The sequence below is a fragment of the Paenibacillus xanthanilyticus genome, from assembly GCF_042682185.1.
GTDB classification, from domain to species: Bacteria; Bacillota; Bacilli; order Paenibacillales; family Paenibacillaceae; genus Paenibacillus_Z; species Paenibacillus_Z xanthanilyticus.
The window spans coordinates 2,190,886-2,207,134 of the sequence record NZ_JBHUHA010000001.1 but is presented as its reverse complement, the minus strand read 5'-3'; the positions used below and the strand labels follow the sequence as shown (position 1 = coordinate 2,207,134).

At 57.2% G+C, this 16,249-nt stretch carries 15 protein-coding genes; 12 read left to right on the top strand and 3 right to left on the bottom strand.

The window, feature by feature from the left end:
• Position 1: 1 nt before the first annotated feature.
• Positions 2-1,090, bottom strand: a complete 1,089-nt coding sequence (locus ACFSKT_RS09405; RefSeq protein WP_377722482.1) for a coiled-coil domain-containing protein — start codon at positions 1,088-1,090, stop codon at positions 2-4.
• A gap of 132 nt (positions 1,091-1,222) precedes the next feature.
• Here ACFSKT_RS09405 and ACFSKT_RS09400 point away from each other — a divergent pair, with 132 nt between their 5' ends.
• On the top strand, positions 1,223-2,344 hold the full coding sequence (locus tag ACFSKT_RS09400; RefSeq protein WP_377722481.1) for a class I SAM-dependent methyltransferase: 1,122 nt from the start codon (positions 1,223-1,225) through the stop codon (positions 2,342-2,344).
• A gap of 58 nt (positions 2,345-2,402) precedes the next feature.
• Here the strand turns inward: ACFSKT_RS09400 and ACFSKT_RS09395 are convergent, their stop codons facing one another.
• Complete coding sequence (locus ACFSKT_RS09395; protein WP_377491257.1) at positions 2,403-2,639, bottom strand: DUF2626 domain-containing protein; 237 nt, start codon at positions 2,637-2,639, stop codon at positions 2,403-2,405.
• Between the two features lie 290 nt (positions 2,640-2,929).
• Between ACFSKT_RS09395 and ACFSKT_RS09390 the strand changes: the two genes are divergently transcribed.
• The 6 genes from ACFSKT_RS09390 to ACFSKT_RS09365 all read left to right on the top strand — a co-directional run bounded on the left by ACFSKT_RS09390 (position 2,930) and on the right by ACFSKT_RS09365 (position 9,469).
• A complete protein-coding gene (locus ACFSKT_RS09390; RefSeq protein ID WP_377722480.1) occupies positions 2,930-3,577 on the top strand; it encodes an RsfA family transcriptional regulator in 648 nt (215 codons plus the stop codon).
• Between the two features lie 216 nt (positions 3,578-3,793).
• A complete protein-coding gene (locus tag ACFSKT_RS09385; RefSeq protein WP_377776331.1) occupies positions 3,794-4,669 on the top strand; it encodes a ketopantoate reductase family protein in 876 nt (291 codons plus the stop codon).
• Positions 4,670-4,698: 29 nt separating this feature from the next.
• Entirely contained in the window at positions 4,699-5,094 is a 396-nt protein-coding gene (locus ACFSKT_RS09380; protein WP_377722478.1) for a DUF3397 domain-containing protein, read from the top strand.
• Positions 5,095-5,236: 142 nt separating this feature from the next.
• Entirely contained in the window at positions 5,237-6,880 is a 1,644-nt protein-coding gene (gene bshC, locus ACFSKT_RS09375; protein ID WP_377722477.1) for a bacillithiol biosynthesis cysteine-adding enzyme BshC, read from the top strand.
• A 46-nt stretch (positions 6,881-6,926) separates the two neighbouring features.
• Positions 6,927-8,183 (top strand): adenosylhomocysteinase, encoded by a 1,257-nt coding sequence (locus ACFSKT_RS09370; protein ID WP_377722476.1) that lies wholly within the window; start codon positions 6,927-6,929, stop codon positions 8,181-8,183.
• A gap of 179 nt (positions 8,184-8,362) precedes the next feature.
• On the top strand, positions 8,363-9,469 hold the full coding sequence (locus ACFSKT_RS09365) for a DUF4349 domain-containing protein (protein WP_377722475.1): 1,107 nt from the start codon (positions 8,363-8,365) through the stop codon (positions 9,467-9,469).
• Positions 9,470-9,516: 47 nt separating this feature from the next.
• On the opposite strand, the gene ACFSKT_RS09360 is transcribed toward ACFSKT_RS09365, so the two are convergent.
• Entirely contained in the window at positions 9,517-9,831 is a 315-nt protein-coding gene (locus ACFSKT_RS09360; protein WP_377722474.1) for a hypothetical protein, read from the bottom strand.
• Positions 9,832-10,057: 226 nt separating this feature from the next.
• Between ACFSKT_RS09360 and mraZ the strand changes: the two genes are divergently transcribed.
• From mraZ to ACFSKT_RS09335, 5 genes are all read left to right on the top strand, one after another.
• Positions 10,058-10,495 (top strand): division/cell wall cluster transcriptional repressor MraZ, encoded by a 438-nt coding sequence (gene mraZ / locus ACFSKT_RS09355; protein WP_148928438.1) that lies wholly within the window; start codon positions 10,058-10,060, stop codon positions 10,493-10,495.
• 60 nt (positions 10,496-10,555) lie between these two features.
• Complete coding sequence (gene rsmH / locus ACFSKT_RS09350) at positions 10,556-11,488, top strand: 16S rRNA (cytosine(1402)-N(4))-methyltransferase RsmH (protein ID WP_377722473.1); 933 nt, start codon at positions 10,556-10,558, stop codon at positions 11,486-11,488.
• A gap of 61 nt (positions 11,489-11,549) precedes the next feature.
• Positions 11,550-11,939 (top strand): cell division initiation protein, encoded by a 390-nt coding sequence (locus ACFSKT_RS09345; protein WP_377722472.1) that lies wholly within the window; start codon positions 11,550-11,552, stop codon positions 11,937-11,939.
• Positions 11,940-11,947: 8 nt separating this feature from the next.
• The gene (locus ACFSKT_RS09340) at positions 11,948-14,164 is read left to right on the top strand and encodes a penicillin-binding transpeptidase domain-containing protein (protein ID WP_377722471.1); all 2,217 of its coding nucleotides are present in this window, start codon (positions 11,948-11,950) and stop codon (positions 14,162-14,164) included.
• 109 nt (positions 14,165-14,273) lie between these two features.
• A complete protein-coding gene (locus tag ACFSKT_RS09335) occupies positions 14,274-16,202 on the top strand; it encodes a stage V sporulation protein D (RefSeq protein ID WP_377722470.1) in 1,929 nt (642 codons plus the stop codon).
• Positions 16,203-16,249 lie beyond the last annotated feature (47 nt).

Genomic DNA, 16,249 nt, shown 5'->3' with positions numbered 1-16,249 from the left:
GCTAAAGACGGATCGATAGCTGGATGATGAGATTGCCGTCTTTCACTTGCACGGAGTCGGCTCTTAGGAACGAGACGATTTTTTGCGGGTAGAAGCCCAGATCGAATTCCTGCTGCAGCGATTGTCGCGTCGTTTCCGGCAGCGCGAGACCATTGAACATCAATTCGTCGACGTGAAAGTAGATGCCGTTCTTCGGTTCGTTCTCGACCGTATAATGGCCGCTGAGCTCGACCTCAAGCCCATCGCGCTTGCCGGCCACGGTCACCATGTCGTCGCCGAACCGGAAGTCGAGCGATTGGAACAGCTCGTTCTGCTCGCGCAGAAACTCATTTAGCTTGTCTTCCGGAATCGTCATCGTGTAATTGAACCCGTCGATGGCGAGCATATCCTTGTTGTCCTGCACCCAGGACGGGATGTTTTTCATCGCTTGCGACAACGCTTTGAAATAACGCTTCACCTCATAGAAGCCGACGTTCTTCCAGAAGTTCGTCATTTCATCGATCAAGAGGCGCAGCTTCTCTTCGTCGGATCGGCCGCTTAGGTTGGCATCGACATCCTGCTGGAGCGCCGCGAGACGTTCGCGTTGGGCGCGGAGCCGCGATTCGATATCGTCCAGCTGCTTCGTCTCGTTCTCGAGCGTGCCGATCGCTTTCTTGATTTCTTGATATTGACCGGCGTACGCATGGAGCGATTTGCGGTCGCTGGCGAAGAGGACGTCGAAATAATCGAGCGTCGCCAGCAGCTTGTCCAGCGTCTTGGAAGAGACAAGCGCCGTCAGCAAGAAATCGCGATCGCCCATATAGTAAGCGCGCAGGACGCTGCCGGCTTCCTCCCGGCGTGTGGCGATCGAAGCTTCCTGTCTGGCGAGCGCTTCGCGCGATGCTTCCAGCTTCCCGGCGACGGTCGTCTGTTGTTCCGCGATGCGGGCGATTTCCTTATCGAGTTCGACGACCGACAGGCTTTTTTCCAGCAGTTGGCGAATATCCTCCTCTTCTTGGGGAGCCGCGACGATCGGGAAGACGGATAACCAGAGGGCGGCGGCGCCGATCGCGGCTGCGAGCAGGCCGCGCCGGATAGTTCCACTAGACACTGAAGGGGGATCTCCTTTCTTTTGCAGAGCGGCTTTCTCACAGATCATGTTGGATTACTATATGCCTTCAATCTTTCTATTATATCTTGATTTGGCATTTTTGTCCGGTGGAATGGGAGGAGGCATGCGGGGATGGGAATCGCGGAACGGATCACGGCAAGCATGAAGCGGCAGGACGTCAAGGGGCGGGAGTGCCTAACTTTTCACGATTATATGACGCTCTGTCTGTATGATCCGGAGTATGGCTATTATCGGCAGGGGAGAATCCGGGTGGGCCGGGAAGGCGATTTCTATACGAGCTCGTCGGTCGGCACCATAATGGGCGAGAAAATCGCGGCATGCCTGGCGGAATGGCAGAGACATTTCGGAGGCAGGGCGGATGCTGCCGAATGGGGGGCTGGAACGGGCGTACTCTCCAAGCATATTTTGCAGGCCTGGGCCAAGCGTGGTAGTTCGGTGCTGAGCGAAGCGATGCACTATGCGGTAATCGACGATTCTCCCGTGCATCTGGCTGCTGCTAGACGACTGCTGGAATCGGTTGAAATCTCGGCCCGCTTGCATGTCCTGACGGCAGACCAAGGCTTGGCAGGGTCATGGCGCCGAGGCGGTCCGCTCATGATCGTCGCGAATGAACTGCTGGACGCCATGCCGGTTCATCGCGTACGCCTGATGGATGGCCGATTGTGGGAGATAGGCGTCACGCTGGCCGATCGTCCCGATTCGTTTTTTGCGGAGACGCTGCTGCCGCTTAGCGATCCGCAGATCAGGCAGACGCTGGAACCCGACGGTATCTCGCTTCGCGAAGGGCAGCAGGCTGAAGTGAATTTGAATGCCGAGCGCTGGATCGCAAATATCGGGGCGTGCATGGAAGAAGGCGTACTCATACTCGTCGATTACGGACACGACGCGGAGGAGTTGACGGCCGGACACCGGATGAACGGCACGCTGCTCTGTTATGCCGGCCACGTGGCGCATGACGATCCGTACACGCGGCCCGGAGAGCAGGACATCACCGCGCACATTAATTTTACGGCTTGCCGGCGGGCGGGGGAAGCGGCCGGTTTCCGGGAGCATTACTATGCTACCCAGAAGCAGTTTCTGCTGGATTACGGTATTCTGGACGACTTGACGGCCTCAGATAGCGCCGACCCGTTCGGACCGGCGGCCAGGCGGAACCGTGCGATCCGGCAGCTGCTCCTGAGCGACGGCATGAGCGAGACATTCAAAGTGATGGTGCTGCATAAAGGCGCATGAAAAAAGGCTGTTCTGGGAAGCTTGTCTTCCCGGAACAGCCTTCTTATGTATGCCGATCTTAGAACGGATTACCCATCACGAAGATGGTCCAATAGGAGAAGCCTACGAACGTAACCACCATATATCCCCAGAACATTAATACGTATGTTCGTTCGGAAAAGTTCAAGTAGCCTAAAAGGACGAAAACGGCTGTTTGGATAAAGAACAAGAGCGCCATCTCCATCATGTCGCCAGCGAACGCCATCAGACCGATGACTAGCGTCCAGAAGCCGAGCACCCGAAACATGCGTGCCATGTGATACAAATCCCCCTCTCGTCAGTCTCGACCAGATTTCTATTGCCCATTATAACGTTTCGTCAAACCAGTGTAAACATTCATCCGCGAAGAAATGGCAAATTTTTTGGCTTGTTTTGGATGCATCCATTGTCCTAGAACAAGTTTGCGCCGGGCCGCCTAAAAATATGTATGAGCCCTCAAAAAAATGGATATACAAATTAGTATCCGATAGATTCTATGAACTCTACCAAGGGCATAGTGATAAGTAAGCGATAAGTAAGCGCCTAACGTTAGGAGGTTTTCATTGCATGACAGCAGTCAGACAAGATGCGTGGAGCCCGGATGATGACCTCATTCTCGCCGAGGTGACATTGCGGCATATACGCGAGGGAAGCACTCAGCTGGCCGCGTTCGAGGAGGTCGGCGAACGGATCGGCCGGACGTCCGCGGCATGCGGGTTCCGGTGGAACAGCTGTGTCCGCAAGCGGTATGAAGATGCGATCCAAATCGCGAAGCAGCAGCGCCAGAAGCGTAATTATTTGAAGAAGCAGACGTTCGTCGCGACTTCGCATGTTTCGTCGGTCGGCACGGCCGAGACGGAAGAGAGGTCTTATAAGCATGATCCGGTTACAGAAGAATCGTTATCCGTGGATTCCGTTATCCGCTTCCTTCGTCAGTGGAAAACGACCTATCAGGAGCTTAACCGGCAAATCAAGTCGCTCGAGCGCGATTTGAGGGACCGCGAGGAAGAATTATATTTGCTGCGGGAGCAGAACGAGAAGCTCTCGCATGAAGTGAACAATGTGCAAACCGATTACCGTGCCGTGAACGACGATTACAAAACGCTCATTCAAATTATGGACCGGGCTAGACGGCTGACCGTTCTGAACGAAGAGGACGAGACGAAGCCGCGTTTCAAAATGGATGCGAACGGCAATCTGGAACGCATCGAATAACAGGGCAAACGCCCGCTCATAGGATGTCCCGACGCCTCTTCCTGAAGGCGAACGGGACATTTTTATTTTTGCTGCCGGCGGAGGATTTGTTACGATAGAAAGGAATGGTCGAGCACGGCGAGGCTAAAGGAGTGGTCGAGATGCGGATTTTTATCGTTGGCGCGGGAGCGCTAGGCCTGATGTACGGGCTGCGCCTGGCAAGGGGGGGGCGCCGCAATTACGTTCGTGACGAGGAGCGACGAACAGGCGAGCTTGATCGCCGGGCAAGGCGGGGAGCTGGTCGAAGAAGGCGAACAATTTCATGTGGCCGCGAACGCCGTTTCGATAACCCAATGCGAGGCTCTACGGGAGGACGAGCTTCCGGCTGCCGGCGATTGGATATGGTTAACCGTTAAGCAGGCGCATTTGAGTGACGAGCTGCTAAGCGCGGTCGCGTTATTAAGCGCGCGCGGCGCGGCGGTACTGTGCCTGCAGAACGGCATTGGCCATCTGCCTCGAATTGTAGGCGCGCTTCCGGCCGGCACGCTGGTCGTACCGGCGATTTCGACGGAAGGCGCGCTGCGGGAATCTCCGGGGAAGGTTCGCTATACGGGACGAGGCAACTTAATATTCGGGCCGCTGCACCCGGGCATGAGAAGCGCGGAAGAAGAGGAAATAACGCAAAAAATGTTAGTAAGTGTACTTGCGGAGGCAGGAATTTCCGCGGAACTGTCGAATCAAATGGAGAATCGCATCTATGAGAAGCTTCTCATAAATGCCGTCATTAATCCGCTTACCGCGATTTTTGGCGTCAAGAACGGCGAATTGCCGCTTCATCCGTCGCGCTTGCGGCTGATGTCGGCGTTGTTCATGGAAAGCAGGGCGATACTAGAGCGTTCCGGCTTGAGCGAGGAGTACGGCTCATGGGAGAAGGTGCTCGCCGTATGCGAAGCGACGGCGGCGAACGAATCCTCCATGCTGCGGGACGTGCAAGCGGGACGGACGACCGAGATCGATTGGATCAACGGAGGAATCGCGGAGCTCGCCCGCGCTGCGGGGATCCGGTCGCCGCTTAACGATGCCGTCGCCGCCATGGTGAGGGCACTTCACTAAATGACCATCCGCGAGAGGGGCAGTCTGTCGTGCAGTGGATTTGGGAGATCATCAAACATGTCTATGCGGTATTGGCGGTCATTCCTGTCGTCCCGTTTGTGCTCGTTTATTTTGGGCTTGGCGCGTTCACGGGCGACCGTAATCGGGCTTTACGGACCGCGATGGATGTTACGACGGTTCTCTTGGTAGGCTGCGTCGCGGTATTGTTCAACGTGATTTTTAGCAGCAGCTTCGGGTTCTACGGCATTATGCTCGTGCTGCTGCTTGGCGCCGGATTGTTGGGAAACGTACAATATCGCAAACGGGGCGCCGTCGACGTGAAGCGGATTGCTCGGGCGATCTGGCGACTCGGTTTTTTCGTCATGGGCGTCTTCTACGTCCTGCTCATGTGCATCGGCATCGGCAAAAGCGTGTTCGCGATCTAGCCGCGCAGGAGGATATATAGCGTAGCATGTGCAATCGGTTCTCTTGGCGAGGACCGATTGCGTGCGTTTTGACGCTCCGGGCGTTGCCGTGTAAAATGAGAAAAATGGCTACAGGCGATCTGAAAGAAGGTTGACATTACATATGGAAATCGAATCATTCCCACTGCCTTCGGGGCAGCCGCTGGCTGAGGCGTATTGTCTGCGATCGGACTCCCGTATCGCGCATTTGTTCGGCGGGCATCCTTCGGATGAAGGAGCTTGGCAGGCTCGTTACGCGTACTTGCAAGAGAAGCGGGGGGGGCGCGTCTCCGCCGAGTCGCTGGCGCGCGTGCTTCGGGACTACAATGGGCGATTCGGGGCCGGCGAGCAAGTGGCGCGGCGCATCGGGGAGATCGCGCAAGGGGCGCCCGTGATCGTCGGCGGTCAGCAGGCCGGCTTATGGACGGGCCCGCTGCTCGTCGTTCATAAGGCAGTCACGATCATTCAAGCCGCCAAGCAAGCGGAGTCTCGACTTGGCCGGCCGGTGGTGCCGGTATTCTGGATCGCCGGCGAAGATCACGATTGGGAAGAAGCCAATCATGCTTACATCCAAGAGCATGCGCCGCGCAAAATCGCGATATTGCATCCGGGCGGCGCGAAAACGTCCATCAGCCGGACGCGGCTTTCGGCAGCGAAGCTGAAGGACACCCTTCGGGAACTTGCCTCCGCATTGCCCGACACGCCGCACAAGCAGCCGCTGCTTGCCATGCTGGAAGCCGCCGCGGACGAGTCGGCGACGCTGACGGACTGGTTCGCCCACGTCTTGACGCATCTGTTCCGCGAACACGGACTTGTCCTGCTCGATGCCGACGACCCGGCGCTTCGCAAGCTGGAATCGGACATGTTCCGGATGCTGATCAAGCGGGGCGGCGAACTCGAACGCGCATATCGCCAAGCGGGCGAGGCGATTCGGTCGCTTGGCTTCAAGGAGCAGGCGGAAGCGGCGGAAGGCTGCGCGAATGTATTTCTGTTTCATGAGGAACCGACGGGCGGGGGGCAAGAAAGAACGCTGCTCTTCCGGCGGGCGGGTGAATTTGTGAATCGGCGGGGTACGGTGCGGATGACCGAGGACGAGCTTCTCGACATCGCGGACCATGAGCCGGAGCGGTTAAGCAATAACGTGTTGACTCGTCCGCTCATGCAAGATTTTGTGCTGCCCGTATTGGCGACGGTACTGGGTCAAGGCGAGATCGCCTACTGGGCGCAGACGTCCGAGGCGTTCCGGCTGCTTGGCATGGAGATGCCGATCATCGTGCCGCGGATGTCCTTCACGATCGTCGAGCCGCACCTTCCGAAGCAAATGGACAAATACGGCCTTAACTTTGGCGAAGTCGTCGAGCGTTACGCCGTCAAGCGTCAGGCTTGGCTGGACGAGCGGGAAGAATGGGCCATCGGCGAGAGGTTCGGTGAGACTAGAGCGCGGTTCGAAGAGCTGTATGCGCCGTTAATTGAACTGGTCTCGTCCCTGGAGGCGGGTCTTGGCCGGTTAGGCGACACGAATCGCGAGCGCATTTTACGGGAGATCGCGTATTTGGAACAGCGGGCGAAGGAAGCGCATGCCAGACGGTTCGATGCCGCGCTGGGCCAGATGGACCGCGTGGCGCATTCGCTCTGGCCGGGGGGCAAACCGCAGGAGCGCGTGTTGAACGCGATGCAATTCTGCAATCAGTATGGAATCGATTGGGTGAAGCAACTGTTGGCGGCGCCGTTCGAATCGGACGGCAGACACCGCCTTGTGTATCTTTAGAATCGTTGTCTCTCATTGGCATCTATAATTAGGAGGAATGTAAATCGTGAGTGCAAGAGAGAACAGCATTGTCGCCGATATGGCGTTAGCGCACGAAGGTCATCTGAAAATCGATTGGGCGTCGGCCCATATGCCGGTGCTGAACCGGATTCGCGCGCAATTCGAGAAAGAGCAGCCGTTCAAAGGGCTGAAGGTATCGATCTGCCTGCACTTGGAAGCGAAAACGGCTTACTTGGCGAAAGTCGTGCAGGCCGGCGGCGCGGAAGTGACGATTACGGGCAGCAACCCGCTGTCGACGCAGGACGACGTCTGCGCGGCTCTAGTGGAAGACGGCATTACCGTCTTCGCCAAATACAATCCGGATCCCGAGGAGTTCAAGTCGCTCATCGTGCGGGCGCTCGAGTCGAAGCCGGATCTCATCATTGACGACGGCGGCGATTTCGCGACGATTCTGCACGGCGAACGCCAAGACCTGCTGCCGCAAATCCGCGGCGGCGCGGAGGAGACGACGACCGGCATTACGCGGCTGAAGGCGCTGGAGAAGGAAGGCACGCTACAGCTGCCGATGGTTGCGGTCAATGACGCGTATTGCAAATATTTGTTCGACAATCGCTACGGTACGGGCCAATCCGCGTTCGACGGCATTATGCGCACGACCAACCTGATCATCTCGGGTAAAAACGTCGTCGTCGTCGGTTACGGCTGGTGCGGCAAAGGCGTGGCGATGCGCGCCAGAGGGCTCGGGGCGAACGTCATCGTCACTGAGGTGGATGCGATCAAAGCAGTCGAAGCGCATATGGACGGGTTCACCGTGCTGCCGATGATCGAAGCGGCTAAAGTGGGCGAGCTGTTCATTACGGTCACCGGCGTGAAGGACGTCATTCGCGGCGAGCATTACGACGTGATGCGCAGCGGCGCGATTCTGTGCAACGCCGGCCATTTCGACGTCGAGTGCAACAAGCCGGAGCTGGCGGCGCGCGCGGTGGAGAAGCGCACGGTACGCAAGAACATCGAGGAGTATCGTCTGGAGGACGGACGCAGCATCTATCTGCTGGCGGAAGGTCGTCTGGTCAATTTGGCCGCGGGCGACGGACACCCGGCGGAAATCATGGATACGACCTTCGCGCTTCAAGCGCTGTCGCTGAAGTACGTCAACGACAACTATCAATCGATCGGCGCCAAAGTCATCAACGTGCCGTACGAGCTGGATGATCAGGTCGCCCGCTACAAGCTCGAATCGCTCGGCATCTCGATCGATACGCTGACGGACGAACAGAAGAAATACCAGGAGAGCTGGACGTAAAGCACCGGCTTGATTCCTACGAGGCTGTCTGCGGGCGGCGTGTTTCCTACGGGAAGCATGCCGCCTTGCGGGCAGTCTTTTTTGTGTTGAAGTCATTTTTTGAAGCGATTGAAACATTTTCCAGGCGCAGGCGTCTATGATGATGATAGCCATTAGATAAAAAAAGGGGTGCTTTTCGAATGCGGCAAAATAAGTGGTTCAAGGTAGCGAGTTATGCCGGCTTGTTCGTCATGCTCTTGGCGTTCGTGGCCGGTTGCAGCAGCGCGGAAAATTCGGATAGCGGAGGCAGCACGAATCAGAAGGCCGCAAACTCGCTGAAGTATTCCGAGGATAGCGTTGCATCGGAAAGCGCAGCCAATTCGGATGGAGGGGCAGATCAGGCGGCTGCGACGGGAGCTGCGCCGGCAAACGCTGGTTCATCCGCTGGCGAAGCTGATGGCACTGATGGGCAGGGGGGAGCGTCGTCGCTTGGGGCGATCGCTGATCCGGACGGATTCAATCGAAAAATCGTCTACCGAGGCAGCGTTTCTATGGAAGTGGAGGATTACGCGGCGGCCCAACGGTCGGTCAGCGCCGCGATTACAGCGTCGGGCGGCTACATTTTGCAATTTACCGATCAGCAGACGTCGACCGAGCTTGGCGGCACCTATACGATTAAAGTGCCGGCGAACGGATTCATGTCTTTTCTGGCCGGGATGGAGAAGCTGCCGCATCTCGCGTTCGAGAAGAGTATGCAGGGGACGGACGTGACGGAGGAATACGTCGATCTGGAATCGCGGTTGAAAGCGCGGGGCGTCGTCGAAGCGAGATTGCTGGCATTCATGGAGAAGGCCGAGTCCGCGACGGCGCTGCTGCAATTCTCGAAGGAGCTCGGCGAGGTGCAGACGGAGATTGAACGGATTAAAGGGCGGATGCGGTATCTGGATCAAAATGTTGCGTATTCCACGATCGAGCTGCGCATCTATCAGAAGTCGGCTGTACCGATCCAAGCGCTAGCGGAAGAGAAGAGCTTCGGGGACAAAATTAGCGGCGCATGGAGCGGAAGCTTGTCGTTTCTCGCGGAAGCCGCGCAGGTGATCGTCATCGCCTTGACCGCGCTGCTGCCGGTTGCCGTCGTATTGGCGGTCATTGCCGTACCGGCTTATATGCTCTATCGGAGCAAGAGACGCCGCCCTAAGCAGCAGCCGCGCGAGGAAGGGATTCCAGCGTCAGCAGCATTGCCGACTGATTCTGCGGAATCCGCGCCGGCCGCAACCAAGCTAGACTCCGATAGATTGGACGACTAACGGGTTATTGCTCTCTAATACAAAATAATAAGAGCCGGATCGCGCCTTCAGACGAGGGTGGGCGATACCGGCTCTTTATGTTGGAGGCAGCAGGACAGCGCCAGCGAACAGCGGATTGCTTCCTCGCGCGCCATGCGTCTTCTCTCTTCATCCGACGTCCGCACGAACAGGGGCTGCTGGTAGAGGGCTAGCAGCGCTTCTTCGCTGGCGGCCGCCGCGTCCTTCGCGTTGCCGAGCAAATAATGGGCGATTTCGTAGCACAGCCGCTCGACGGGACGGAGCAGCTCGATTCGTTTGCAGGATGCCTCTTCGTTCGGCGCGGAGCAATCCCCGCCGGAGGCGCCGATCATCACGTTGTTCATGCGCGTTCTCTCTTCTCCTTCGCTAGCGTCAGGTTCTAGCTTACACGAAAGAGACGTCCAAAAGGTTTCAAAACCGTAACAAAGTTTTTACATGTTTAAGTACATAAAATATTTTTAAAATGATTTCTTACAAGCAGGAATTGCTAAAGGGGTGGCGAATAGAACAAACCAAGTGGTGAAAAGTGGTGGCAAGTGGAGGTTTTGGGGGAAGGAGTGGAGCGGCCGCATGTTTATGGGGGAGTATCAGCACAGCATCGACGATAAGGGCCGTCTCATCATTCCCGCCAAATTCCGCGAGGGGCTCGGGGAACGCTTCGTCGTCACCCGGGGCTTAGACAACTGCTTGTTCGTTTATCCGATGAGCGAGTGGGGATTGCTGGAGCAGAAGCTGAAGTCGCTGCCGCTCATGAAATCCGACGCCCGCGCGTTCTCGCGCTTCTTCTTTTCGGGGGCGACGGAATGCGAGTTGGACAAACAGGGAAGGGTAAATTTACCGAACATACTATGTGAATACGCCAAGCTGGACAAGGAATGCGTCGTGCTGGGCGTTTCGAATCGGGTGGAAGTGTGGAGCAAGCCGATTTGGGAAGGGTATTTCCAGCAATCGGAAGAGACGTTCAACGAAATCGCCGAGAAGCTGGTCGATTTCGATTTTAATTTTTAGGAGGCGGCCGCCGGGCAACCGGATCGGCAGGCCGATCCTTAGAGCCGGGAGGGCTGCAGCTTGTTTCAACATATAACGGTGCTCAAGGAAGAGGCGGTCGATGGCCTCGCCATAAAGCAGGATGGCATTTACGTGGATTGTACGCTCGGAGGGGCGGGTCACAGCGAATTGATCGCGTCGCGTCTTGGTCCGCAAGGCCGATTGATCGCGTTCGACCAAGATGATTGGGCGCACGACAACGCGCGCGTAAGACTCGCGCCCTACATGGACCGGGTTACGCTCGTGCGGAGGAACTTCCGCCACTTGGAAGAAGAACTGGGGAAGCTCGGCATTGACGGCGTCGACGGCGTACTGTTCGATCTGGGCGTCTCGAGTCCGCAGCTGGACGAGGCCGATCGGGGGTTCAGCTACAACCACGACGCGCCGCTCGATATGCGAATGGATCAGCATGGCATGCTGACCGCGGAGATGATCGTGAACGAATGGGAAGAACGGGAGATCTCGCGGATCATCGCCGATTACGGCGAAGAGAAGTTCGCCCGCCAGATCGCGCGCAAAATCGTGAATGCCCGGGCGGAGAAACCGATTGAGACGACCGGCGAGCTGGTGGAGCTCATTAAGTCCGGCATTCCGGCCGCGGCGAGAAGAACGGGGCCGCATCCGGCCAAACGCACGTTCCAGGCGCTGCGCATCGCGGTGAACGACGAGCTCGGCGCGGAGGAGACGGCGCTGGAGCAGACGGTGCGCGTGCTTAATGCGGGCGGACGCGCGTCGGTCATTACGTTTCACTCGCTGGAGGACCGGATTTGCAAGCAGTTGTTCGCCAAGTATGTCGAGCGCTGCACGTGTCCGCCGGATTTTCCAATGTGCGTCTGCGGCGGGACCGGCCTGTTGAAGCTGGTCAACCGTAAGCCGATCTCGCCTAGCGAGGAGGAGCTTGCGATGAATCCGCGCTCCCGTTCCGCGAAGCTGCGCGTTGCCGAGAAACTATAACGAATCAACTTTATCCATACCTTGAACCAACCATCATAACTTTTTTAGGAGGGGACACGAATTGGCTTATACGAATGGCAACCTGGCGCTTCAGCCCAAACGCAAACCGGAGCAGCTGCCGTCTTACCGGGAGAAGAAGACGAAAGTCACGAAGCGCAAGCCGTTGCCAACGCGGGACAAGCTGATCATCCTCATGACGATCGTGCTTGTCTTCTCTACGCTAGCTTTTATTAATTATCGGTATAATCAAATCTATGCGATGAATTACAAGGCCAAGGAAGCGACGAGGTCGCTTAGCAAGCTCGAAGTGGAAATCGGCGAGCTGCGCAAAGTCGTCGAGACCGAGAGCAGTCCGGAGCGTATCGCGCAGAAAGCCAGGGAGCAAGGCATGATTCCATCGCCCGGCAACGATATTATCGTGGGCAACTCGGCAGCCGGAACGAAAGAATAGGTGAGCTTATGACAAAGCGAATCAAATTACGGACGTTACTGGTCGGAGGGGTAATCACCCTCCTTTTTGCTGTCCTGTTCTCGAAGATCTACTGGGTCCAGGTGGTCGAAGCCGACTTCTGGTCCGACAAGGCGCGCCAAGTATGGTCGAGCTCGCAGACGCTCAAGGCGGTGCGCGGCACGATCACCGACCGCGACGGCACCGTATTGGCCATGGATTCGGCCGCATATATCGTCGCGGTCAATCCGGAGCTGATCAACAAGCTCGGCACCGTAGATTTCGTGGTCAGCAAGCTGCATCTGATTCTGGGCAAGCCGGAGTCGGAGCTGCGCGAGATTATTACGGCCAAGAAGGATGACGGCAAGTATTATACCCAGCGCGAGGTGCGGCCGGAGGGGTTCAAGATCGACAAGGCTACCCATGACCGGGTCGTTGCCTTGACCGAAGAGCTGAAGAAAATGAAACCGAAGGCGAACGATGTGGGCATTTATTTGCTCCCGGAGACGAAGCGCTATTATCCGAAAGACATGTCGGCCGCGCACGTGCTCGGCTACATCAACAAGGATGGCAAGGCGGTCGGCGGCATCGAGTCGTATTTGAACAAGGAATTAAGCGGCACGGAAGGCAAAATCAAATACGAGCGCGATGGCAACGGCATCATTCTGGAGGATGGCACCGTCGAGTTCGTTCCGTCGAAGGATGGGAGCAACGTCAAGCTGACGATTGACGCCGACATCCAACATTATGTGGAAGAAGCGATTCAGGAAGCGTACGACAAATACCAGCCGCTCAGTATTTCGGCGATCGCGGCCGACCCGCAGACGATGGAAATTTTGGGCATGGCGAATCTGCCGACATACAACCCGAACGAGTACTGGAAATCCACCCAGGACGGTTTTAAAAATCACATCGTGCAGTCGCAATACGAACCGGGCTCGACATTTAAAATCGTAACGCTGTCCGGCGCGGTTGAGGAAGGATACTTTAATCCGAATGCCGAGTACATGTCCGGCAGTATCACCGTAGCCGGGGAGCAAATCCGAGATATTAAGCGCGGAGGCTGGGGCGAAATCACCTATTTGGAAGGACTCAAGAAATCCTCCAACGTTGCGTTCGTCAAGCTTGGTTACGAGATGTTGAAGACCGATAAGCTGCTGCAGTATATCCAGGACTTCGGTTTCGGCGTCAAGACGGGCATCGAACTGCCAGGCGAAATCAAAGGACGCATGAACATTGACCGGACCATACCGCGTGACGTCGCAACCGTGACGTTCGGACAGAACGTGGCCGTCAGCCCGATTCAGCAGGTAGCCGCCATCGCGGCAGCGGCCAACGGCGGACGTTTGCTCGAGCCTCATATTGTGAAGGAAATCGAAGATCCGGTGACGAACAAGACGGTCGTTAAGCAGCCGAAGGAGATCCGCCAGGTCATCTCCAAGGAAGCTTCGAAGAAGGTCAGCGAATATTTGGAGCAGGTCGTCTCCGACGGTACGGGCAAGAATGCCTATATCCCGGGTTACCGGGTGGCGGGCAAGACCGGTACGGCGCAGAAGGTCGTCAACGGCAAATATTCCGAAGACGAATTCGTCGTCTCCTTCATCGGCTACGCGCCGGCGGACAATCCGAAGATCATCGTCTACGTCGTCGTGGACAGCCCGAACGACAAGGAGTTGGGCGGCGGCGCGGTCGCAGCGCCTGTGTTTAAGAACATCGTGCAGAACAGCCTGCGCCATATGGGCGTCGCGCCGCAGCTGCCCGAGACGGACGAGGGGAACGGCGCGAAGCAGAAGGACCCGATGGTCAGCGTGCCCGACTTGAACGGCAGCTCGCTCGAACAGGCGAAGTCGAAGCTGCAATCGAGAGCGCTCAAAGCCGAGATCGTCGGCAAAGGCAAAACCGTCAAGCAGCAAATCCCGGCTTCGGGCACGAAGCTTACGCTGAACCAAACGGTATACTTGCTGACGGAGGAACGTTCCGAGTTGGCGGTTCCGAATATGAGGGGCAGCTCGCTGCGCGAAGCGCTCGAGATCTGTTCGCTGCTCGGCATTCAGGCCGTGGCGGAGGGCGAAGGATTCGTGACCGATCAGACGCTGGCGAAGCTGAACGGGAAGCGGGTTCTCAAATTGACGCTGGCACCGCCGGATACGGAAGAAGCCGCGGAAGGCGCCCAGACCGGGGAAGCGGGAGAGGAAGCAACCGAAGACTCACCGGAGACCAACGAATAGCGCGGGCGGGTAGGCTTGTTCTAACTATTACACGCTCCGAATAGGCTTGGATTAGGATAAGCATGTGATGCTGCCTGATTTTGTAGAGCCGATCGGAGGGGAGTAACGGGTGAAAGTTTCGAATGTCACGGTCCGCAGGCGGTTGTTTGTCGCGCTGATCATATCCATATTGGCTTTCTCGGCGCTCATTGCAAGGTTAAGCTACGTTCAGCTGGTGAAAGGCGAGGAGCTGGCGGCCAAGGCGGAAGAGTCGTGGCGGCGCGAAATTCCGTTCACCGCCAAGCGCGGCGAAATTTGGGACCGAAACGGCGTCAGGCTTGCGTACAATATAAGCTCGCCGACGATTATGGCGCTGCCCGTGCAGATTAAGGACGCGAAGGGAACGGCGGCCAAGCTGGCGGGCGTGCTCGGCATGACGCAGGAGAAGGTATACGCGCTGCTGAAGAAGAAGGCGATGATCGTCAATATTCAACCAGGGGGCCGCCAGATCACGACGGAGAAGGCGCAGCTCATCAAGAACATGAATTTGGACGGCATCGTCGTGGCGGAAGACAACAAACGGTATTATCCCTATGAAGATTTGGCCTCCCACATCTTGGGCATCGTCGGCTATGACGGCGGTTTGACAGGGGTTGAAGCCAAGTACAACAAATATTTGGCCGGCATGAACGGCCACGTGGCGTTCCTGTCGGATGCGGCTGGTCGGACGATGCCAGGCTCTTCGGATACGTACGAGAAGCCGAAGGACGGGCTCAACATGGAGCTGACGATCGACAAGCATATCCAGACGATCATGGAGCGCGAGCTCGACCAGGCGATGGTCAAGACGCAGGCCGACAATATTATCGCGATCGCCATGGATCCCGACAACGGCGAGATTCTGGGCATGGCAAGCCGCCCGGCATTCGAACCCGACAAGTTCCGGGACGTGGACGCATCGGTTTATAACCGGATACTGCCGATTTGGAAAACGTACGAGCCTGGTTCGACTTTCAAGATTATTACGCTCGCGGCGGCGCTCGAGGAGGGCAAGGTCGATCTGAAGAAGGAGACCTTCTTCGATAAGGGCGCGGTCATGGTCGGCGGCGCGCGGCTTCGCTGCTGGAAGCGCGGCGGTCATGGCAGCCAGACGTTCATGGAGGTCGTGCAGAACTCCTGCAACCCGGGGTTCGTCGAGCTCGGCAATCGGCTAGGCAAAGAGACGCTGTTCCAATACATTCGGGAATTCGGCTTCGGCAAGAAAACCGGCATCGATTTGGGCGGCGAAGAGAACGGCATCATGTTCAAATTGAACCAGGTCGGACCGGTGGAGCTGGCGACGACCGCCTTCGGACAAGGCGTCTCGGTCACGCCGATCCAGCAGATTACGGCCGTATCGGCGGCCATTAACGGCGGCACGCTTTACAAACCGCATGTGGCGAAGGCATGGATAAACTCGGAGACGGGCGAGACGGTGGAGACCGTTAAGCCGGAAGTCGTGCGCAAAGTCATCTCCGAGCAGACGAGCGCGCAAGTGCGCGAAGCGCTCGAGAGCGTCGTCGCCCTTGGTTCCGGACGCAATGCGTTCCTAGACGGCTATCGCGTCGGCGGCAAGACGGGGACCGCGCAGAAGGTCGTGAACGGCCGTTATTCACCGAACGAGCATATCGTATCATTCGTGGGCTTCGCGCCGGCGGACGACCCGGAGATCGTCGTGTACGTCGCGGTCGATAATCCGCAGGGCATTCAGTTCGGCGGCGTGGTTGCCGCGCCGATCGTGCATAACATCTTGGAGGACGTGCTTCCATACATGGGCGTGAAGCCGCGTTCGGAGCAAATACCGAAGACATATAAGTACGGTGACTTGACGCCTCCAATTGTGACCGTGCCGAATTTGGTCGGCAAGACGGTCAGCGAGATTTACGAGGACTTGAACATGAATTTCACGCTCGCCTCGGCCGGCACGGGCAATACCGTCATTCGGCAGGCCCCTGCGGCGGGGACGCGCGTGGAACAAGGCTCGACGATCCGGATATATTTGGCACAAGACGGGGACTAAAGGATTGATCCCGAATTAGCGTATAATGGTAACGAACATTAGCATGG

Bases quoted from the DNA above. Each gene is read 5' to 3' on its own strand.
- ACFSKT_RS09400 (WP_377722481.1), top strand. From the start codon at position 1,223: ATGGGAATCGCGGAACGGATCACGGCAAGCATGAAGCGGCAGGACGTC.
- ACFSKT_RS09395 (WP_377491257.1), bottom strand. From the start codon at position 2,639: ATGGCACGCATGTTTCGGGTGCTCGGCTTCTGGACGCTAGTCATCGGT.
- ACFSKT_RS09390 (WP_377722480.1), top strand. From the start codon at position 2,930: ATGACAGCAGTCAGACAAGATGCGTGGAGCCCGGATGATGACCTCATT.
- bshC (WP_377722477.1), top strand. From the start codon at position 5,237: ATGGAAATCGAATCATTCCCACTGCCTTCGGGGCAGCCGCTGGCTGAG.
- ACFSKT_RS09365 (WP_377722475.1), top strand. From the start codon at position 8,363: ATGCGGCAAAATAAGTGGTTCAAGGTAGCGAGTTATGCCGGCTTGTTC.
- ACFSKT_RS09360 (WP_377722474.1), bottom strand. From the start codon at position 9,831: ATGAACAACGTGATGATCGGCGCCTCCGGCGGGGATTGCTCCGCGCCG.
- mraZ (WP_148928438.1), top strand. From the start codon at position 10,058: ATGTTTATGGGGGAGTATCAGCACAGCATCGACGATAAGGGCCGTCTC.
- ACFSKT_RS09340 (WP_377722471.1), top strand. From the start codon at position 11,948: ATGACAAAGCGAATCAAATTACGGACGTTACTGGTCGGAGGGGTAATC.